This is a genomic window from Micromonospora alfalfae (assembly GCF_022230925.1).
GTDB classification, from domain to species: Bacteria; Actinomycetota; Actinomycetes; order Mycobacteriales; family Micromonosporaceae; genus Micromonospora; species Micromonospora alfalfae.
Map to the genome: position 1 here is coordinate 93,864 of NZ_JAKKFH010000027.1, position 18,704 is coordinate 112,567.

Consider the following 18,704-nt stretch of genomic DNA (forward strand, 5'->3'; position numbering starts at 1 on the left):
ATATGACCAACCGAAACTGCAAGATCGCGGGAGTGCCCGCGGGACGGGGGACGGGCTGATGCCGCAGGGACAGCCGAGTTCGGTGCCTGTTGACGGGTTGACGACCCGGCAGCGGCGGCACCGGCCACTGCTGATCGTCCATACCGGACAGATGAAGGGGAAGTCGACGGCGGCCTTCGGGCTGGCGTTGCGGGCCTGGACCGCCGGGTTGCCGGTCGGGGTGTTCCAGTTCGTCAAGAGCGCCAAGTGGCGGGTGGGGGAGGAGAACGCCTTCCGGGCGCTCGGCGAGGTGCACGAGCGCACCGGCCAGGGCGCGCCGGTGGCCTGGCACAAGATGGGCGAGGGCTGGTCCTGGATCCAGCGCGGCAGCGACGCCGACCACGCCGCCGACGCCCTGGAAGGGTGGCGGCAGATCCAGCGTGACCTGGCCGCCGAGCGATACGGGCTGTACGTGCTGGACGAGTTCACCTACCCGATGAAGTGGGGCTGGGTGGACGTCGACGAGGTGGTCGCCACCCTGGCCGACCGCCCCGGCTTCCAACACGTCGTGATCACCGGTCGGGACGCCGACCCGCGCCTGGTCGCCGCCGCCGACCTGGTCGCCGAGCTGACCAAGGTCAAGCACCCGATGGACGCCGGCCAGAAGGGCCAGAAGGGCATCGAGTGGTGACCGCCCCCACCGAACCGTTGTCGCTGCCCCGGCTGGTGGTCGCCGCCCCGGCCAGCGGCCACGGCAAGACCACTGTGGCCACCGGGCTGCTCGCCGCGCTGCGCCGACGGGGCCTGACGGTCAGCCCGCACAAGGTCGGGCCGGACTACATCGACCCCGGCTACCACGCCCTCGCCGCCGGACGACCCGGGCGCAACCTCGACCCGTTCCTGGTCGGGGCCGACCGGATCGCGCCCCTGCTGCGACACGGCGCGAGCGTCCCCACGCCCGCCGACATCGCCGTGGTCGAGGGCGTCATGGGCCTGCACGACGGTGCCGTGGGCCGCCGCGACTACGCCTCCACCGCACACGTCGCCCGGCTGATCGAGGCGCCCGTGCTGCTGGTGCTGGACACCACGGCGCAGGGCCGCTCGGCCGCCGCGCTCACCCTCGGCATGGCCGCGTTCGACAGGGCGGTACGGATCGGCGGGGTGATCCTCAACCGGGTCGGCTCACCCCGGCACGAGTCGCTGCTGCGCGACGCCCTCGCCGAGGTGGACGTACCGGTGCTCGGGGCGGTGACCCGCGCCGCCGAGGTGGCCGCGCCGGCCCGGCACCTCGGACTGGTGCCGGTCGCCGAGCGGGCACCCGAATCAGTGGCGATCGTCACCGCGCTCGCCGAACTGGTCGAGGCCACAGTGGACCTCGACGCCGTGCTCGACCTGGCCCGGACCGCCCCGCCGCTGACCACCCCGGCGTGGGACCCGGTCGCCGCCGTCGGTGGTCCGGCCGGCGTCGAGCGGCCCCGGATCGCCCTCGCCGGTGGTCCGGCCTTCACCTTCTCGTACGCGGAGACCGCCGAACTGCTCACCGCGGCCGGCGCGGAGGTCATCACAGTCGATCCGCTGCGTGACCCGGCGCTGCCCACCGGCACCCGGGCGGTGGTGATCGGCGGCGGCTTCCCCGAGGCGTACGCCCGGACGCTGGCCGACAACACCGCGCTCCGCGCCGAGCTGGCCGACTTCGACGGGCCGATGGTGGCCGAGTGCGCCGGGCTGCTCTACCTCGGGCGGTCCCTGGACGGCGTACCGATGTGCGGTCGACTGGACCTGACCGCCCGGATGACCGACCGGCTCACCCTCGGCTACCGGGAGGCGGTGGCCGTCACCGACTCCCCGGTGGCGCGCGCTGGCGAGCCGGTACGCGGTCACGAGTTCCACCGCACCACCACCGACCCGGGGCACGGCGACGCGCCGGCGTGGCGCTGGAACGACACCCGGCACGGCTTCGTCGCCGGTCGGGTGCACGCGTCCTACCTGCACACCCACTGGGCGGGCCACCCGGACGCGGCCCGCCGGCTCGTCGAGGCGTGTCGATGAGCGCCGACGTCACGCTCACCGGGGTCGGCGTCGGCCCCGGCGACCCGGAACTGCTCACCGTCAAGGCGGTGCGGCTGCTGCGCGAGGCCGACCTGGTCTTCGTACCCGTGATGGCCGACCGGGTCGCGCCCTTCGCGACCGCCGGTCCGACGCCGCCCGGCGCGGACGCCGGGCGGGCCGAGGCGACAGTGCGCTCCCACGTCGCGGCGGACCGGCTGCGCCGGCTGCCGTTCGCGCTGGACGACCGGGGCGGGGTCACCGCGCGCCGGACGGCGGCCTGGGATGACGCCGCCCGGGTGGTGGTCGAGGCGATCGACGCGGGCGCACTGTCCCTCGCGTTCGCCACCATCGGCGACCCCAACGTCTACTCCACCTTCGGTTACCTGGCCCAGAGCGTCCGCGCGCTGCGCCCGGCGGTGCGGGTGGCGACAGTGCCCGGCGTCACCGCCATGCAGGAGCTGGCGGCCCGCAGCGGCACCCCGCTCTGTGAGGGACGTGAACCGCTCACTCTGCTGCCGGCCACCGCGGGCCTGGGGCTCTTCGCCGACGCCCTCGCCGGGCCGGGCACCGTCGTCGCCTACAAGGGCTGGCGGCGGCACCCGGAACTGCTCGCCGAGCTGCGCCGGCAGGGCCGCCTCGCCGACGCCGTGCTCGGACGCAGCCTGGGGCTGCCCGGTGAACACGTCGGACCGGTCGACGACACCGAGCACGACCTGCCGTACCTGTCGACGCTGCTGGTTCCGGCCCGCCGCGAGCACCGAGGAGGAAAGCTGTGACCAGCGACGGCACTGTGTGGTTCGTCGGAGCCGGCCCGGGGGCGGCGGACCTGCTGACCCTGCGGGCCGCCCGGGTCATCGCCGAGGCGGACATCGTGATCTGGGCGGCCAGCCTGGTGCACGCCGACGTGCTCGACCACGCCCGCCCCGGCGCGGAGATCGTCGACTCGTCGCAGCTGCCCATCGAGGGGGTGCTGCCGCTCTACCAGCGCGCCGCCGAACAGGGGCTGACAGTGGCCCGGATCCACTCCGGCGACCCGGCGCTGTGGGGCGCGGTACAGGAGCAGCTGGACGTGTGCCGGGCGCTCGGCCTGGCCGTCGAGATCGTGCCCGGGGTGTCGTCGTTCACCGCCGTCGCGGCGATCGTCGGACGGGAGCTGACAGTGCCCGAGGTGGCCCAGTCGGTCATCCTCACCCGCCTCGAAGGCGGCAAGACCCCGATGCCGCCCGGCGAGCGGGTCCGCGACTTCGCCCGGCACGGCACCACCATGGCGCTGTTCCTCTCCGCCGCCCGCTCCGGGCAGGTGCAAGCCGAACTGCTGGCCGGCGGCTACCCGGAGGACACCCCGGCCGTGGTGGCCTACCAGGCGACCTGGCCCGACGAACTCGTGGTGCGCTGCACGGTCGGCACCCTGGAGGCGACTGTCAAGCAGCACAAGCTGTGGAAGCACACCCTCTTCCTGGTCGGGCCGGCCCTCGCCGCCGAGGGCACCCGCTCGCACCTCTACCACCCGGGGCACTTCCACACCTTCCGGCGGGCCGAGCCGGCCGCCCGCGCCGAGCTGCGCCGCCAGGCCGGCGCCCGCACCGGGGGGACAGCCACACCGGGGCAGACACCATGACGTACGCCGAGCCGCCGCTGCGCGAGCCGGACCTGCCGCGTACCGCGAAGGTCCGGCCCACAGCACTGCGCACCGGCTGGACCACCGGCGCGTGCGCGACGGCGGCGGCCAAGGCCGCCCTCACCGCGCTGGTCACCGGCACCAGCCAGCAGGAGGTGGAGATCGGCCTGCCCGCCGGACGCCGGGTGCGTTTCCCGGTGGAGCGCTGCGAGGTGACCGGCACCCCACCGGTCCGGGCCGAGGCGGTGGTGGTCAAGGACGCCGGGGACGACCCTGACGTCACCCACGGCGCCGAGCTGACCGCCACCGTGGACTGGACCGACGTGCCCGGCCTGCGGCTGGCCGGTGGCGCCGGCGTCGGCACTGTCACCAAGCCCGGCCTCGGGCTGGCGGTCGGCGGTCCGGCGATCAACGACACCCCCCGCCGGATGATCGGCGAGGCGGTGGCCGAGGTGGTCGACCTCAGCGAGGTCGGAGTCCGGGTGGTGATCAGCGTGCCCCGGGGCGAGATCATGGCCCGCAAGACCACCAACCGTCGGCTCGGCATCCTCGGCGGCATCTCGATCCTCGGCACCACCGGGATCGTCCGCCCGTTCTCCACCGCGTCGTGGCGCGCCAGCGTCGTCCAGGCCGTGCACGTGATGGCCGCCCAGGGCGAACCGACGGTGGTGCTCTGCACCGGCGGGCGTACCGAGCGGGCCGCCCGCGCGCTCCTGCCCGACCTGCCCGAGGTCTGCTTCGTCGAGGTCGGCGACTTCACCGGGGCCGCGGTGACCGCCGCCGTGGGTGACGCCATGACCGGGGTGGTCTTCGTCGGCATGGCCGGCAAGCTCGCCAAACTCGCCGCCGGCATCCTGATGACCCACTACACCCGCTCGAAGGTGGACCTGTCCCTGCTCGGCGCGGTGACCGCCGAGGCCGGCGGCGACCCGTCGCTCGTCGCCGCCGTGACCGAGGCGAACACCGGGCGGCACGCGTACGAGCTGTGGGAGGCCGCCGGGCTGCTCGCCCCTGCCGGCGACCTGCTCTGCCAGCGGGTCCGCCAGGTGCTGCGGCGCTTCGCCGGACCAACTGTGACAGTGGACGTGGCGATGGTCGACTTCGCCGGAGCGCACGTCGTCGCCTCGTCCGGCCGGTGGCCCCGATGACGCTGATGACGCCGGAACCCCCGATGACCGCCGTGACAGTGGTCGGCCTGGACGCGGCGGGCGCACCGCCGCACCCCGCGCTCGCCCCGGCGCTGGCCACCGCCGGGCTGCTGGTCGGGGCCGCCCGGCACCTGGCCGTGGTGCCCGTACCGGTCGGGGCGGACACCGTCACCCTCGGGCCGCTCGCCCCCGCCCTGCGCCGCCTCGCCGAGGCCGTCGACGCCGGGGTGCCGGCAGTGGTGCTGGCCAGCGGCGACCCCGGCCTGTTCGGCATCGTCCGGCGGCTGCGCGCGGCCGGGCTGCCGCTGCGGGTGGTACCGGCGGTGTCCAGTGTGGCCGCCGCGTTCGCCCGCGCCGGGCTGCCCTGGGACGGTGCCGCAGTGGTCAGCGCCCACGGGCGCGACCCCCGAGCCGCAGTGAACGCCTGCCGGGCGCTGCCACTGGTCGCGGTGCTCACCGCTCCCGGCGCCGGTGCGGCCGAACTGGGCGCCGCCCTGATCGGCTGGTCCCGCCGCCTGCTGGTCGCCGAGCACCTGGGCACCGCCGCCGAACGGATCCGCGCGGTGAGCCCCGAGCAGGCCGCCGTCGAGACGTGGGCCGACCCGCACGTCCTGCTCAGCCTCGCCGACAGCGCACCCGACGGGTCCGCGCCCGCCGACGCCCCGCCCACCACGCCCGCCGACACCCCATCCGAGCGGGGCGCGGGCGGCGGGATGCGCGCCGACAACCAGCCCGCCGCCGCGCCGACCGGTGGCTGGGCGCTGCCGGAGGACCGGTACGCCCACCGCGACTCCATGATCACAAAGTCGGAGGTGCGCGCCCTCGTCGTCGCCCGGCTGCGCCCCCGACTCGGCCGGCTGATCTGGGACATCGGGGCGGGCAGCGGCTCGGTCGGCATCGAGTGCGCGCTGCTCGGCGCGGCCGTGCTCGCCGTCGAGCAGGACACCGACGCCGGTGCCACCATCAGCGCCAACGCCGCCGCGCACGCAGTGCACGTCCGGCTGGTCACCGGACGTGCCCCGGCGGCGCTGACCGACCTCCCCGAGCCCGACGCGGTCTTCGTCGGCGGTGGCGGTGTCGACGTCCTCACCGCCGTGGTGGCCCGCCAACCCGAGCGGGTGGTGCTCACCCTCGCCGCACTGGACCGGGTCGCACCGGCAGTGGGTCTGCTGCGCGCCGCCGGCTACACGGTCGAGGGCAGCCAGCTCTCCGCCGCCCGCCTCGCCGACCTGCCCGGCGGGTCGATCCGCCTCGCGGCCACCAACCCGGTGGTCGTCCTCACCGGGGAGCGCCAGTGACCGACCAGAACCCACCCGCCCGGATCGGCCTGGTGGCGGCCACCGCCGCCGGCCGCCGACACGCCGACACAGTGACCGCCGCCTGGCCACACGCCCGGCTGGTCCAAGGGCAGAGCGTCGCCGACGCGCTGCGAACCGCCTGGGCCGAATGCGACGCCGTCATCGCGTTCCTGGCCACCGGGGCGGTGGTGCGGATCGTCGCGCCGCTGCTCGACGACAAGCGCACCGACCCTGCGGTGGTGGTCGTCGACGAGGCGGCCCGGCACGCAGTGGCACTGCTCGGCGGACACGCCGGCGGGGGCAACGCCCTCGCCGAGCAGGTCGCCGCCCTGCTGGACGCCCGACCGGTGATCACCACCGCCACCGACGCTGTCGACCTGCCGGGGCTGGACACCCTCGGCTGGCCCGTCCAGGGCGCGGTAGCCGCCGTGTCGCGGGCCATCCTGGACGGCGAGCCGGTCCAGCTGATCGCCGACGCCGACTGGCCACTGCCCGCTCTACCCCCGAACGTGCGCGCCGCCGACGAACACCCGACCGACGACGGGTACCGGCTGCTGGTCACCGACCGGGTCGTGTCACCCGACGAGCGAACCGCAGTGCTGCGGCCGCCGTCGCTGGTCGTCGGCGTTGGCGCGAGTCGGGGCGTACCCGCCGCCGAGGTGGCGGAGCTGCTGCACCGGGTGCTGGCCGAGGCCGGCCTCGACCCGGCGAGCCTGCGCTGCCTGGCCACCGCCGACATCAAAGCCGACGAGGCGGGCATCCGCAGCACCGTCGACGCGCTCGGCGTACCCCTGGTGACCTGGCCGGCGACGCGGCTGGCGGCGGTCGACGTGCCGCACCCCAGCGAGGTGGTCCGGGCCGCTGTCGGCACACCGAGCGTGGCGGAGGCCGCGGCCCTGCTCGGCCCGGACGGCCGGGCCGACGACGCGACGCTGCTGGTGGGCAAGACCGCGACGGCGATGGCCACCGTCGCGGTGGCCCGGCACGCCCCACGCGGCCGGCTGGCCGTCGTCGGCCTCGGGCCGGGCGCCGCCGACCTGCGCACCCCCCGCGCGGTGGCCGAGCTACGTCGCGCCGCCGTGGTGGTCGGCCTCGACCAGTACCTGGAGCAGGTCCGCGACGTGCTCCGCCCCGGCACCCGGGTGCTCTCCAGCGGGTTGGGCGCAGAGGAGGCGCGGGCCCGTGCCGCCGTCGCCGAGGCCGCCGCCGGCCGGGCGGTCGCGCTGATCGGCTCCGGCGACGCCGGGGTGTACGCAATGGCTAGCCCCGCCCTGGAATACGCCGACGAGCGGATCGACGTGGTCGGCGTGCCCGGCGTCACCGCCGCCCTCGCCGCCGGGGCGCTGCTCGGCGCGCCGCTCGGCCACGACCACGCCTACGTGAGCCTGTCCGATCTGCACACCCCGTGGGACGTCATCGAGCGGCGGGTGACCGCCGCCGCCGAGGGCGACTTCGTGACGCTCTTCTACAACCCGCGCAGCCGGGCCCGCGACTGGCAGCTCGGCAAGGCGCTCGGCATCCTCGCCGCGCACCGGTCACCGGAAACCCCGGTGGGCGTGGTGCGCAACGCCAGCCGCCCCGGCGAACGGGTGCACCTCGCCACAGTGGCCACACTCGACCCGGCCATCGTCGACATGTACAGCGTCGTGGTCGTCGGCAGCAGCGACACGCGGCTGGTCGCCGGCCGGATGGTCACACCCCGGGGGTACCGGTGGCGTTCGTGACGATCGACGCCTGCCAGGGCTGCGGCGCCTGCCTGCTCACCTGCCCCACCCACGCGATCCGACCGGTCGCCGGTGGCCTGACGGTCCGATCCGACCGGTGCACCGGCTGCCTGGAGTGCCTGGAGATCTGCCCGGTCGACGCTATCCGCGTCGTCGAGCCCGACCCCTGTGAAGGAGCCCGATGAGCCGGGTCGTGCACCCCATCGAGGCCGAGTCGTACCGCATCCTGCGCGAGCGCGTCGACCTGTCGCACCTGCCGCCGCTGACCCGCGCGGTGACCGAGCGGGTGGTGCACGCCAGCGCCGACCTCGCGTACGTCGACGAACTGGTCTGCGACGAGGCCGCCCTGGAGGCGGGGCTGACGGCGCTGCGCGCCGGGGCGCCAGTGGTCACCGACGTGGCGATGGTCGCGGCCGGCATCACCCGGGCCGGCCTGGAACTGGTCTGCCCGGTCGCCGAGCCGGCCGCCGCCGCGCTGGGCCGCTCGGCCGGGATCACCCGCTCGGCGGCGGCCGTGCGGATCGCACTGGAGCGGGTCGGGCCCGCAGCGGTCTGGGTGGTCGGCTGCGCGCCCACCGCGCTTGTCGAACTGCTCGCCCTGGACGCCGCACCGGCGCTCGTGGTCGGCCTGCCGGTCGGCTTCGTGGGCGCCGCCGAGTCGAAGGCGGCGCTGCGGGCCAGTGGCCTGCCCGCCGTGTCCAACGTGGGGGAGAAGGGCGGCTCGGCGGTCGCCGCAGCCGCCCTCAACGCCCTGCTCTACGTCGAGGAGAAGTCATGACCGGGTTGGTCATCGTCGGGCACGGTACGCGCAGCGCGGCCGGGGTCGAACAGTTCGCCGCTCTCGTCGAGCGGGTCCGCGGTCGCGGTGACATCGGCGACGTCGAGGGCGGCTTCATCGAGCTGTCCCGCCCACCGCTGACCGACGCGGTCGGCGCTCTCGTCGCCCGGGGGCACCGGGCGCTGGTGGCGCTGCCGCTGGTGCTCACCGGCGCCGGTCACGGCAAGGGCGACATCCCCGCCGCGATGGCCCGGGAGCAGCAGCGCCATCCCGGGCTGAGCTACCGCTACGGCCGTCCGCTCGGCCCCCACCCGCTGCTGCACACCGCCCTCGAAGAGCGCGTCGACGCGGCGCTGGCCGGTGCCGACCGGGCCGATACGGAGCTGGCGGGCGCCGACCGGGCCGACACGTGGGTGGCGTTGATCGGGCGGGGGTCCACCGACCCGGACGCCAACGCCGAGGTCGCCAAGGTCGCCCGGCTGCTCTGGGAGGGACGCGGCTACGCGGGCGTGGAACCGGGGTTCATCTCCCTGGCGCAGCCGTCGGTGCCGGCCGTGCTGGAGCGGCTGCGCCGCCTCGGCGCGCGGCGGATCGTGGTGGCGCCGTACTTCCTGTTCGCCGGGGTGCTACCGGACCGGATCGTCGCCCAGTCGGCGGAGTTCGCCGCCGCCCACCCCGACCTGGACGTCCGGGTCGCCGAGGTGATCGGTGACTGTGACGCCCTTGCCGACCTCGTCTCGGAGCGGTACGCCGAGGCGCTGGGCGGGGACATCCGGATGAACTGCGACACCTGCGCGTACCGGGTGCTGATGCCCGGCTTCGCGGACAAGGTGGGTCGTCCGCAACGCCCGCACGACCACCCCGACGACCCGGTCGGCCATCACCACCACCACGGGCACCACCACCACGACCACGGGCACGACCACGGCTCGGTCGCCGTGGTCGGTGGCGGGCCGGGGCCCGACGACCTGATCACGGTACGCGGCAAGGCGCTGCTCGACGCGGCGGACGTCGTTGTGGTCGACCGACTCGCCCCGCAGGGGCTGCTCGCCGGGCTGCGCCCCGACGTGCTGGTGGTCGACGCCGCGAAGGTGCCCCGTGGCCCGTCGATGGCCCAGGAGACGATCAACGAGGCCCTGGTGTCGCACGCCCGCGCCGGTCGTCGGGTGGTCCGGCTCAAGGGTGGTGACCCGTACGTCTTCGGGCGCGGCCACGAGGAGGTGCAGGCCTGCGCGGCGGCCGGTGTGCCGGTGACCGTGGTGCCCGGGGTGAGCAGCGCGCTCGCCGCACCGGCCCTCGCCGGCGTGCCGGTGACGCACCGGGGCGTGGCGCACGACGTCACTGTCGTGTCCGGGCATCTGCCGCCCGGGCACCCGGACTCGCTTGTCGACTGGGCGGCGCTGGCTCGCACCCGGGGCACTGTCGTGCTGTTGATGGCCGTCGACACCATCGCCAAGATCGCGGCTGTGCTGATCGAGCACGGTCGCGCTCCGGAGACGCCGGTGCTGGCCGTGCAGGACGCTGGGCTGCCCGATCAGCGGTCCCTGCCCGCGCGGCTGGACGAGATCGGCGCAGTCGCCGCCCGGGAGGGCGTCGGCCCGCCTGCCGTCTTCGTCCTCGGCCCGGTGGTCGCTCTCAGCACCACCGGGCCGACGAGATGACGACTACTCGCTGCGGGCGGTCTCCGGCCCGGTGACGCGTTCCAGCAGCGGCAGGGTGGAGGCGATGACGCCGAGGCAGGCTGCCAACCCGACGACGACGATCACGTAGTAGCCCGGCTGCGGCGCGACGAGGGTGTAGTGCATCTGCGCCCGCAGGAACAGGTGCGCGGCGAGCAGACCCATCCCGATGGCGACGGCGGCGACGGCGAGCATCGGTACGGCGCTCTCCAACGCCACCACCCGACGCAGCACCCGCACCGGAGCGCCGCTGAGCCGCAGCAGGCTGAACGGGCGTCGACGTTCGGTGAGGCCGCCGATGACGCTGACCGCGAGGCTGCACCCGCCGAGCGCGAGGCTGGCGATGATGATGACGTTGGCCAGTTGCTCCCAGCCGCGCAGCGTGTTCGCGAAGTCCGACTCGAAGTCACCCGGCACGTTCGGCCCCACCCAGAAGGTGGGGAAGGCGACCTCCAGCACGGTACGGGTGCGCTCGACGGCGGCGGCGGAGCCGTCGGTGCCGACGACCATCGCCCCGACGGGTAGCCGTTGGAGTTCGTCGATGGTGAGCGACGCGGCGGGCCAGACCGTCGCGGGCGACGCCGACTCCCGCCAGCGGCTGAGGCCGAACGGCACCTCGATGACGCTCGCGCCGTCGGCGCACCGGCCGTACGCGCTCGGAAGGTCGGTGCACGCGATCACCCCGCCCTCGCCGGATTCGGTCACCACCGGGTTCTCGCGGATGGCGGTCGCAGAGCGCACTCCGGGGATCGCCCGCAGCGCGGCGAAGAGCGTGTCGGGCACCGACGCCGTCTGCTCGTCGAAGACCGTGGTCACAGTGCCCGCGTCGGTCGAACCGGTGGGCGCCGGGCCACGGTTGGCGATGATCGTGGTGATCACGCCGACGGACACGCTCGTGACGAAGAGCGCGAGCATGATGCCGCTGATCGCCCGGAAGCCGGCCTTCGGGTTGTCGGCGAGGCGTCGCGCGGCGATGAGCGTGGCGGGGCGGTTGGCGTACCGGGCCATCACCCGGGCGCCGACCATCGTCAGCCACGGGCCGGCGACGATCAGGCCGGCCATGATGAGCAGCAGGCCGGGCAGGAACACCGCCGCTTGGCCGTCGGACGTCTCGGGCCGGAAGCCGATGGCGAAGAACAGCACGGCGACGCCGAGCACCATCGGGATCAGCCGGTACGCGCGCGGCGCCCGGGGGGTGACCCGCCGGGTGACGCCCAGCGGCGAGATCCGGACCCGGCGCAGCGAGATCTCGGCGGCCAGCGCCGCGCCGGCCGGGACGCCGAGCGCCACCAGCAGGATGTTCAGCACGCCCAGGGACATGTCACTGGGGAAGAACGGCATGCCGGTGAACGGGATGCCCGCTAGCGGGTCGCGGAAGGCGTAGAACAGGCCGAAGCCGACGGCGGTGCCGGCAACGGCCGCGGCGGCTGCCTCCACCGCGGCGACCATCGAGATCTGCCGGGGGGTCGCGCCGACCAGGCGCATCGCGGCGAAGCGTTGCTCCCGGCGGGCGGCGCTGAGCCGGGTGGCGGTGCCGATGAAGATCAGCACCGGGAACAGCAGCCCACCGGCAATCACGCCCAGGATGAGGTCCACAGTGGTCTCGGGGAGGGCGGGGGTGTCGCCGACGCTGGTGACCTGCTTGGCAGCGGGCAGAGCGGCGACCTGATCGGGGGTGCCGCCCACGATGATGAGCAGGGTGTCCGGCGAGGTCAGCGCGGCCGGACCCACCGTGCCGAGGCTACGCCCAGGGTAGCGGTCGCCCAGTTCGGCGGCCGGGTGGGCGGCCAGCAGATCGCGGAACGCGGGGGAGGCGTAGAACTCCCCGGAGCCGGGGACGGTGGGGACGCCGACCGGGGTCGGTGACGTCGGGCCGGTCGCGGCGACGTCGATGCGGATGATCTGCTTGCCGCGGAAGTAGTCCTGACGGGTCGACCACCACAGCGAGTCGGCGTCGCCGGCCGAGGCGTTGGGATACATCGACGCGTACCGGGTGAGCTGGGCGTTGACGGCGTTGACCCCGGCCAGGGTGGTGAGCAGCAGCCCGCTGCCGATGGCGACGGCGGCGGCTATGACGATCAGGCGGGTGAGCGCCTCGCGCCCACCGGCCACGGCGAGGCGCAGCCCGAAGCGGATCACGAGGCGATCCGGTCCGGCGCGTTCACGCGCCCGTCGCGGACCATGACCTCGCGGTCGGCGTACGCCGCGATCCTCGGCTCGTGGGTGACCAGGATGACAGTGGTGCCCTGCTCGCGGGCGGCGCCGACCAGCAGATCCATCACCTGCTCGCCGGTGAGCGAGTCGAGCGCGCCGGTCGGCTCGTCGGCGAAGAGCACCTGCGGCTCGGCGACCAGGCCGCGGGCCAGGGCGACGCGTTGCGCCTGCCCGCCGGAGAGCTCACCCGAGCGCCGCTGCTCCAGGCCGTCCAGCCCGAGGCGCATGAACCAGGCTTGCGCCCTGGGTAGTGCCTGTTTGCGGTGTACGCCGCTGAGCAGCAGCGGCAGCGCGACGTTCTCCACAGCGGTCAGCTCGGGGACGAGTTGACCGAACTGGAACACGAAACCGAACCGGTCCCGGCGCAGGCTGCTGCGTTCGGTCTCGGCCATGGCGTGCACCTTGGTCCCGTCGAAGAGGATCTCGCCGGAGTCGGGCACCAGGATGCCGGCCAGGCAGTGCAGCAGGGTGGACTTGCCTGAGCCGCTGGGGCCCATGACGGCGACGATCTCGCCCGCGTCCACGGCGAGGCTGGCGCCGCGCAGGGCGGGGGTCTGGCCGAAGGAGAACTCCACGTCACGCGCTTCGATCACGACGCTCACCGCCGCACCTCTTTCCGCAGGGCGTCCAGTCGGGCGCCGGTCATCTCGATCCACCGGAGGTCCGCCTCCAGGTGGTAGAGGCCGTGGTCGGCGAGCAGCGCGTCGACAAGGCTGCCGGCGCGCTTGATCTCGGTCAGCTCACGCATCCGGTGCAGGTGGGCGCTGCGCTGGGTGTCGAGGTATTCGGCGGCCGGGCGGTCCAGCATCAGCGCGAGCACGACCTTGGCGAAGAGCACCGTCTGCAGGTGCGGTTCCGGGTCGACCGGTTGGGTCAGCCACTGCTCGACCTCGGTCGCGCCGACGTCGGTGATGATGTAGCGCTTGCGGTCGGGGCCGGAGCCGGGGGCGACGTCGCTGATCACCACCTTGCCGTCGCGGGCCAGTCGGCTGAGGGTGGAGTAGACCTGGCCGAAGGGCAGTGGCTTGCCCCGGCCGAAGAAGGAGTCGTAGTCACGCTTCAGGTCGTAGCCGTGGCTGGGCTCGCGTTCGAGGAGTCCGAGAAGGGTCAGTGGCACGCTCATGCCAGCAGACTACACCGAGGGTATACCTCGCGTATATACCCTCGGTGTGTTCGTGGGGAACGCCTGGTCCAGGCGCTGCTGGGGATGGAGTCGGGCGCGGCGCCGCTGGTGTGCGGTCAGCCGGTCAGGGCGCGGGCCACCGCGTAGCCGACGGTGGCCGCAGCGAGCCCGGCGGCAACGCTGCCGAGCACGTTGGCCAGCGCAAGCAGCCGATGACCACCAGTGGTCAGCCGCAGCGTCTCGTAGCTGAAGGTGGAGTAGGTGGTCAGCGCGCCGCAGAACCCGGTACCGAGCAATGCGCTGACCGCCGGACCGGCCGGCCACCCGACCAGGAAGCCGAGCAGCAGCGACCCGGCCACGTTGACCAGCAGCGTCCCCCACGGGAACGCCGAGCCGTGCCGGGACTGCACGGCCCGGTCGGTGAGGTAGCGCAACGGCGCGCCGACGGCCGCGCCCAGTGCGATGAGCAGCACGGTCATCGGGTCACCCGGCGCAGCAGCCCGGCGGTGACCGCGTCGCCCAGCCCGACCGCGACGAGCGCACCGAGCACCGTCGCGGCGAGGTACGCCAGCGCGATGCCCGGTGCGCCCGCGACGACCGCCTGCTGGACGTCGACCGCGTACGTGGAGAAGGTGGTGAACCCGCCGAGCACCCCGACCCCGAGGAACGGGCGGGCCAGCGGGTGCCCGCCGCCGAGGTGCCCGAGGACCGCCATCAGCGCGCCGATCAGCAGGCAGCCGGACGTGTTGACGATGAAGGTGGCCCAACCGAAGCCGCTCGGTGGGTGCGGAACGGCGTGTTGCAGGCCGGCCCGGGCCAGCGCGCCGAGCACCCCGCCGGCCGCGATCGCGGCGAGGATCGTCGCGGGACGCGCGGTCAGCTCGCGGCGGTCGGCGGGGACGCGCAGGTCGACGTCGGGGTCGGTACGCGGCTCGAACGGCTCTGGCACGGCTCCTCAGCGTAGTGCCGGCGACGGCGGCGTCAGCGCACAGCCGCGACGGCGGCGTCCGGGCCGCCTCGCCAGACCGTGCCGACCTCGCTGAAGCCCGCCGCGGTGAGCGCGGCCAGGTGCCAGGAGACCGGCGGGGTCCAATCGGGGCTGTGTCCGGTCGGGTAGATGGCGTGTCGCTGGGCGACCAGCGGGGCGAGCGCCGGGTCGGCGCCGGCCCGCTCCCACCAGTCCGACCAGGACAGCATCGAGCCGGCGGCGTACCGGGCGTTGCGCCGGTCCCGTGCCCGGTCCATCAGCCGCTTGGTCAGCTCCGGCACTGTGTCGTCGGGCATGTGATCGGCGTTGACGAAGACCCCGCCCGGTCGCAGCACGTCACGCAGCTCGGCGTAGAGCTGCCCGAGCCGGTCGGCCGGCAGCCAGTGCAGGGCGGTGGCGGTGAGCACGGCGTCGTACTCCTGGTAGGGGAGCGTGGAGCGCCACTCGGGGGTGCCGAGGTCGGCCGTGATGATGGTGGCCCGGTCGGCCAGCGAGGCGGCGGCGATGGCGAGCAGCGCCGGGTCGAGGTCGACCAGTGTCGTCTCGGCGGCGGGGAAGCGAGCGAGGGTCCGCAGCGAGATGGTGCCGGTGCCGCCGGCCAGGTCGAGCACGCGCGGCGGCCGGCCGTCGAGGACAGCGTCGACGGTGTCGAGCATGGCGGTGAACCGGTGTTCCCGGTCCGGGAGGTAGGCCTCCTGTTGACGGTCCCAGCTCTCCTGCCAGGCCCAAGGATCCACAATGTAAGGACTCATAGAGGTCAGGCTAGTTACGGCACGACAAGGTTGTCCAGACCTTGTTGCACATCTTTTGCAATTGCGAGATGATGGCAGAGCGATGATCAGGGCGACGCCGGGTCGGGCACCCGCCCGGCCCGGCGTCCTCCTTTCGACGACGTCAGACCGGGGCGTCCACAAGGCGCGCGTCGGCCCGGGCCGGCTCGTCGCGGCGGGCCAGCCGCAGCGCGCCGAGGAGCACGCCCAGGCCGATGAGGGTGAGTGCGGCCCCGGCCCAGATCGGCGAGGTGTAGCCGAGTCCGGCGGCGATGGTCACCCCGCCGATCCACGCGCCCAACGCGTTGCCGAGGTTGAACGCGGCGATGTTCGCCCCGGACGCCAGGGTCGGCGCCTGGTGGGCGTACCGCATGATCCGCATTTGCAGCGGCGGCACCGTGGCGAAGCCGAACCCACCCATCAGCACCAGCGCGACGATGGTCAGCACCGGATTCGTGGCGGTCAGCGCGAAGCCGACGAGCACCACGGTGAGCACCGCCAGGACGGTGACCAGCGTGCGCGACAGTGACCTGTCCGCCGCCCGGCCGCCGAGCAGGTTGCCCGCGAAGAGGCCCACGCCGAAGAGGACGAGCAGCCACGGCACGGTGCTGGTGGCGAAGCCGCTGACCTCGGTCAGCGTGTAGGCGATGTAGGTGAATGCGCCGAACATCCCACCGAAGCCCAGGACGGTGATCACCAGGGACAGCCAGACCTGCGGGTGGGTGAAGGCGCGCAACTCGCCGCGCAGCCCGCCGGCCGGGCGGTCGGCGGTGGCGGTGGTGCCCGCCGGGATCAGCAGGGCCAGCCCGATCAGGGCGACCACCCCGATGGCGGTGATCGCCCAGAACGTCGACCGCCAGCCGAAGTGCTGCCCGAGGAAGGTGCCGAACGGCACGCCGAGCACGTTGGCGATGGTCAGGCCGGCGAACATCATGGCGATGGCGCCCGCCCGTCGGGCCGGTGCGACCAGGCCGGCGGCGACCACGGCGCCGATGCCGAAGAACGCGCCGTGGCAGAGCGCGGCGACGATCCGACCGGCCATCATCACTGCGTAGTCGCCGGCGACGGCGGAGAGCAGGTTGCCGATGATGAAGAGCACCATCAGGCCGAGCAGCACCGGTTTGCGCCGCAGGCGGGTGACGGCCGCGGTGAGGGCGACCCCGCCGACCGCCACGCTGAGGGCGTAGCCGGAGATCAACCAGCCGGCCACCGGCTCGGTGACCGCGAAGTCGGCCGCCACCTCGGGCAGCAGCCCCATGATCACGAACTCGGTGAGCCCGATGCCGAAGGCGCCGATGGCCAGCGCGATCAGGCCGGGCGGCAGGGACTTGGGGCGTACGGACATGGTCTTCCCATCGGGAGAGGGTATTTGTGCGGCGCTTGCAACTACACGCGCCCGCAACGAAATACTTGCACGCGCTTTATATCGGCGCAAGCGTGGTAGCCTGGGGTCCGTTCAGATCACACCGAGGAGGCCGCCATGGGCATCGCCGACGACGCGGTCGAGATCCGCGCCCAGGGTTGGCGCACCCTCGCCGCCCTGCACGGGCTGATCGAGACGTCCCTGGAGCGGGCCCTGCAGGCCGGCCACGGCCTCTCCGTCGTGGAATACACGGTGCTCGACGCGCTGTCCCGCCAGGACGGCTGGCACATGCGGATGAGCCAGCTCGCCCGCGCCGCCGCGCTCTCCGGCAGCGCCACCACCCGGCTGGTCACCCGCCTGGAGCAGCGAGGGCTGCTCACCCGCATCCTCTGCGCCGACGACCGGCGCGGCATCTACACCGAGCTGACCCCGGCCGGCTCCGAGCTGCTCGCCCAGACCCGACCGACCCACGACCGGGTGCTCACCGACGCGCTCGCCCAGGCGGAGGCCACCCCCGAGCTGGCCCCGCTCGTCGACGCCCTGCACCGGCTGCCGGTCACCGGCTGACCGCCCCACCGGCCCCGGCGACAGCGGGCGTACGGTACCCGCAGCCCCACCGGGACCGCCGCGCCAAGGAGGCAGCCGATGCAGGACCGCACCCCTCGTCCCGAGGAGCTGGAGCCGATCGAGCGCGCCGGCATCGACGAGCTGCGCGCCCTGCAACGCGACCGACTGCGCTGGTCGTTGCGGCACGCGTACGACAACGTGCCGCACTACCGGCGGGCGTTCAAGGCCGCCGGCGTGCACCCGGACGACTGCCGGGATCTCGACGACCTGGCGCGCTTCCCGTTCACCGGCAAGGCGGAGCTGCGGGAGAACTACCCGTTCGGCATGTTCGCCGTACCCCGGGAGCGGGTCGCCCGCCTGCACGCCTCCTCCGGCACCACCGGCCGGCCGACAGTGGTCGGCTACACCCGCGACGACCTGCGCACCTGGGCGCGGCTGATGGCCCGCTCGATCCGCGCCTCCGGCGGCCGCCCCGGCGACCGGGTGCACGTCGCGTACGGCTACGGGCTCTTCACCGGCGGCCTGGGCGCGCACTACGGTGCCGAGGAGCTGGGCTGCACTGTCATCCCGGTCTCCGGGGGCATGACCGAACGTCAGGTCATGCTGATCCGCGACTTCGAGCCCGAGGTCATCATGGTCACGCCCAGCTACCTGCTGGCCATCGTCGACGAGATGCGCCGCCAGGGCATCGACCCGCGTGCCACCTCACTGCGGGTGGGCATCTTCGGCGCCGAGCCGTGGACCGAGGACATGCGCCGCGAGATCGAGCAGCAGCTGGACATCCACGCCGTCGACATCTACGGGCTCTCCGAGGTGATGGGCCCCGGCGTGGCGACCGAGTGCGTCGAGACCAAGGACGGCCTGCACCTCTGGGAGGACCACTTCTACCCGGAGATCATCGACCCGGTCACCGGGGCGGTGCTGCCCGACGGCGAGCGGGGTGAGCTGGTGTTGACCTCCCTGACCAAGGAGGCGATGCCGGTCGTGCGCTACCGCACCCGCGACCTGACCCGTCTGCTGCCCGGCACCGCCCGACCGATGCGCCGGATCGAAAAGATCACCGGCCGCACCGACGACATGATGATCCTGCGTGGGGTGAACATCTTCCCCACCCAGATCGAGGAGTTGATCCTGCGCACCCCGCAGCTCTCGCCGCACTTCCAGTGCGTCCTCGATCGACACGGCCGGCTGGACACCCTCACGGTGCGGGTGGAACGGCGAGCCGACGTCGACGTGGACGCCGCCGAGCGGGCCGGCGATGCGCTGGTTCAGCTGGTGAAGAACACCATCGGCGTGAGCGTGGCGGTCGACGTCCTCGCCCCCGACGCCGTGGAACGGTCGATGGGCAAAATGCGCCGCATCGTCGACCAGCGGCCTGCCTCGCTGTCGCCGTCGACATAGGATCC

General features: G+C 73.9%; 19 protein-coding genes. 12 read left to right on the top strand and 7 right to left on the bottom strand.

The features are described from left to right. Positions 1–58 precede the first annotated feature (58 nt). Genes cobO through cobA form a run of 10 tightly spaced genes read left to right on the top strand, consistent with a single transcriptional unit; the run spans position 59 to position 10,255 of the window. On the top strand, positions 59–670 hold the full coding sequence (gene cobO / locus MED01_RS23155) for a cob(I)yrinic acid a,c-diamide adenosyltransferase (RefSeq protein ID WP_238670664.1): 612 nt from the start codon (positions 59–61) through the stop codon (positions 668–670). Beyond that, positions 667–2,028 (top strand): cobyrinic acid a,c-diamide synthase CobB, encoded by a 1,362-nt coding sequence (locus tag MED01_RS23160; RefSeq protein ID WP_238670665.1) that lies wholly within the window; start codon positions 667–669, stop codon positions 2,026–2,028. Before cobO ends, MED01_RS23160 begins: the two co-directional genes overlap by 4 nt. Next, positions 2,025–2,804 carry a precorrin-2 C(20)-methyltransferase gene (gene cobI, locus MED01_RS23165; protein WP_238670666.1) on the top strand — a complete coding sequence of 260 codons (780 nt, stop codon included), beginning with the start codon at positions 2,025–2,027 and terminating at the stop codon, positions 2,802–2,804. Before MED01_RS23160 ends, cobI begins: the two co-directional genes overlap by 4 nt. Further along, positions 2,801–3,646, top strand: coding sequence for a precorrin-4 C(11)-methyltransferase (cobM, locus tag MED01_RS23170; RefSeq protein WP_238670667.1), 846 nt, complete (start codon positions 2,801–2,803; stop codon positions 3,644–3,646). The genes cobI and cobM overlap by 4 nt, the downstream gene beginning before the upstream one ends. Beyond that, positions 3,643–4,794 carry a cobalt-precorrin-5B (C(1))-methyltransferase gene (locus MED01_RS23175; RefSeq protein WP_238670668.1) on the top strand — a complete coding sequence of 384 codons (1,152 nt, stop codon included), beginning with the start codon at positions 3,643–3,645 and terminating at the stop codon, positions 4,792–4,794. Before cobM ends, MED01_RS23175 begins: the two co-directional genes overlap by 4 nt. Continuing rightward, positions 4,791–6,092 (top strand): precorrin-6y C5,15-methyltransferase (decarboxylating) subunit CbiE, encoded by a 1,302-nt coding sequence (cbiE, locus tag MED01_RS23180; RefSeq protein WP_308193542.1) that lies wholly within the window; start codon positions 4,791–4,793, stop codon positions 6,090–6,092. The genes MED01_RS23175 and cbiE overlap by 4 nt, the downstream gene beginning before the upstream one ends. Continuing rightward, entirely contained in the window at positions 6,089–7,816 is a 1,728-nt protein-coding gene (gene cobJ / locus MED01_RS23185; RefSeq protein ID WP_238670669.1) for a precorrin-3B C(17)-methyltransferase, read from the top strand. The genes cbiE and cobJ overlap by 4 nt, the downstream gene beginning before the upstream one ends. Continuing rightward, positions 7,804–8,001 carry a DUF362 domain-containing protein gene (locus MED01_RS23190; RefSeq protein WP_238670670.1) on the top strand — a complete coding sequence of 66 codons (198 nt, stop codon included), beginning with the start codon at positions 7,804–7,806 and terminating at the stop codon, positions 7,999–8,001. Before cobJ ends, MED01_RS23190 begins: the two co-directional genes overlap by 13 nt. Further along, the gene (locus MED01_RS23195) at positions 7,998–8,594 is read left to right on the top strand and encodes a precorrin-8X methylmutase (RefSeq protein ID WP_238670671.1); all 597 of its coding nucleotides are present in this window, start codon (positions 7,998–8,000) and stop codon (positions 8,592–8,594) included. The genes MED01_RS23190 and MED01_RS23195 overlap by 4 nt, the downstream gene beginning before the upstream one ends. Next, positions 8,591–10,255: a uroporphyrinogen-III C-methyltransferase gene (gene cobA / locus MED01_RS23200; protein ID WP_238670672.1), complete on the top strand. Its 1,665-nt coding sequence runs from the start codon at positions 8,591–8,593 to the stop codon at positions 10,253–10,255. Before MED01_RS23195 ends, cobA begins: the two co-directional genes overlap by 4 nt. A 3-nt stretch (positions 10,256–10,258) precedes the next feature. Here the strand turns inward: cobA and MED01_RS23205 are convergent, their stop codons facing one another. The 7 genes from MED01_RS23205 to MED01_RS23235 form a co-directional block, all read right to left on the bottom strand. Continuing rightward, complete coding sequence (locus MED01_RS23205) at positions 10,259–12,412, bottom strand: FtsX-like permease family protein (protein ID WP_238670673.1); 2,154 nt, start codon at positions 12,410–12,412, stop codon at positions 10,259–10,261. Beyond that, positions 12,409–13,089, bottom strand: coding sequence for an ABC transporter ATP-binding protein (locus MED01_RS23210; protein ID WP_238670674.1), 681 nt, complete (start codon positions 13,087–13,089; stop codon positions 12,409–12,411). Before MED01_RS23210 ends, MED01_RS23205 begins: the two co-directional genes overlap by 4 nt. Beyond that, complete coding sequence (locus tag MED01_RS23215; protein WP_238670675.1) at positions 13,086–13,610, bottom strand: PadR family transcriptional regulator; 525 nt, start codon at positions 13,608–13,610, stop codon at positions 13,086–13,088. Before MED01_RS23215 ends, MED01_RS23210 begins: the two co-directional genes overlap by 4 nt. Positions 13,611–13,726: 116 nt before the next feature. Further along, a complete protein-coding gene (gene crcB / locus MED01_RS23220) occupies positions 13,727–14,089 on the bottom strand; it encodes a fluoride efflux transporter CrcB (protein ID WP_238670676.1) in 363 nt (120 codons plus the stop codon). Continuing rightward, complete coding sequence (locus tag MED01_RS23225; protein WP_238670677.1) at positions 14,086–14,559, bottom strand: fluoride efflux transporter FluC; 474 nt, start codon at positions 14,557–14,559, stop codon at positions 14,086–14,088. Before MED01_RS23225 ends, crcB begins: the two co-directional genes overlap by 4 nt. Before the next feature lie 32 nt (positions 14,560–14,591). Continuing rightward, positions 14,592–15,350: a class I SAM-dependent methyltransferase gene (locus MED01_RS23230; RefSeq protein WP_238670678.1), complete on the bottom strand. Its 759-nt coding sequence runs from the start codon at positions 15,348–15,350 to the stop codon at positions 14,592–14,594. A 142-nt stretch (positions 15,351–15,492) separates the two neighbouring features. Beyond that, positions 15,493–16,713 carry an MFS transporter gene (locus tag MED01_RS23235; protein ID WP_238670679.1) on the bottom strand — a complete coding sequence of 407 codons (1,221 nt, stop codon included), beginning with the start codon at positions 16,711–16,713 and terminating at the stop codon, positions 15,493–15,495. Positions 16,714–16,848: 135 nt separating this feature from the next. On the opposite strand from MED01_RS23235, the gene MED01_RS23240 reads away from it, so the two are divergent. Further along, positions 16,849–17,298 (top strand): MarR family winged helix-turn-helix transcriptional regulator, encoded by a 450-nt coding sequence (locus tag MED01_RS23240; protein ID WP_238670680.1) that lies wholly within the window; start codon positions 16,849–16,851, stop codon positions 17,296–17,298. A gap of 78 nt (positions 17,299–17,376) precedes the next feature. Further along, on the top strand, positions 17,377–18,699 hold the full coding sequence (gene paaK / locus MED01_RS23245) for a phenylacetate--CoA ligase PaaK (RefSeq protein WP_238670681.1): 1,323 nt from the start codon (positions 17,377–17,379) through the stop codon (positions 18,697–18,699). Positions 18,700–18,704 lie beyond the last annotated feature (5 nt).

Coding starts and splice junctions, on each gene's coding strand:
- MED01_RS23235 (WP_238670679.1), bottom strand. CDS start 16,713: ATGTCCGTACGCCCCAAGTCCCTGCCGCCCGGCCTGATCGCGCTGGCC.
- cobO (WP_238670664.1), top strand. CDS start 59: ATGCCGCAGGGACAGCCGAGTTCGGTGCCTGTTGACGGGTTGACGACC.
- MED01_RS23240 (WP_238670680.1), top strand. CDS start 16,849: ATGGGCATCGCCGACGACGCGGTCGAGATCCGCGCCCAGGGTTGGCGC.
- paaK (WP_238670681.1), top strand. CDS start 17,377: ATGCAGGACCGCACCCCTCGTCCCGAGGAGCTGGAGCCGATCGAGCGC.
- cobA (WP_238670672.1), top strand. CDS start 8,591: ATGACCGGGTTGGTCATCGTCGGGCACGGTACGCGCAGCGCGGCCGGG.
- cobI (WP_238670666.1), top strand. CDS start 2,025: ATGAGCGCCGACGTCACGCTCACCGGGGTCGGCGTCGGCCCCGGCGAC.
- MED01_RS23195 (WP_238670671.1), top strand. CDS start 7,998: ATGAGCCGGGTCGTGCACCCCATCGAGGCCGAGTCGTACCGCATCCTG.
- cbiE (WP_308193542.1), top strand. CDS start 4,791: ATGACGCTGATGACGCCGGAACCCCCGATGACCGCCGTGACAGTGGTC.
- MED01_RS23215 (WP_238670675.1), bottom strand. CDS start 13,610: ATGAGCGTGCCACTGACCCTTCTCGGACTCCTCGAACGCGAGCCCAGC.
- crcB (WP_238670676.1), bottom strand. CDS start 14,089: ATGACCGTGCTGCTCATCGCACTGGGCGCGGCCGTCGGCGCGCCGTTG.
- MED01_RS23230 (WP_238670678.1), bottom strand. CDS start 15,350: ATGAGTCCTTACATTGTGGATCCTTGGGCCTGGCAGGAGAGCTGGGAC.
- MED01_RS23175 (WP_238670668.1), top strand. CDS start 3,643: ATGACGTACGCCGAGCCGCCGCTGCGCGAGCCGGACCTGCCGCGTACC.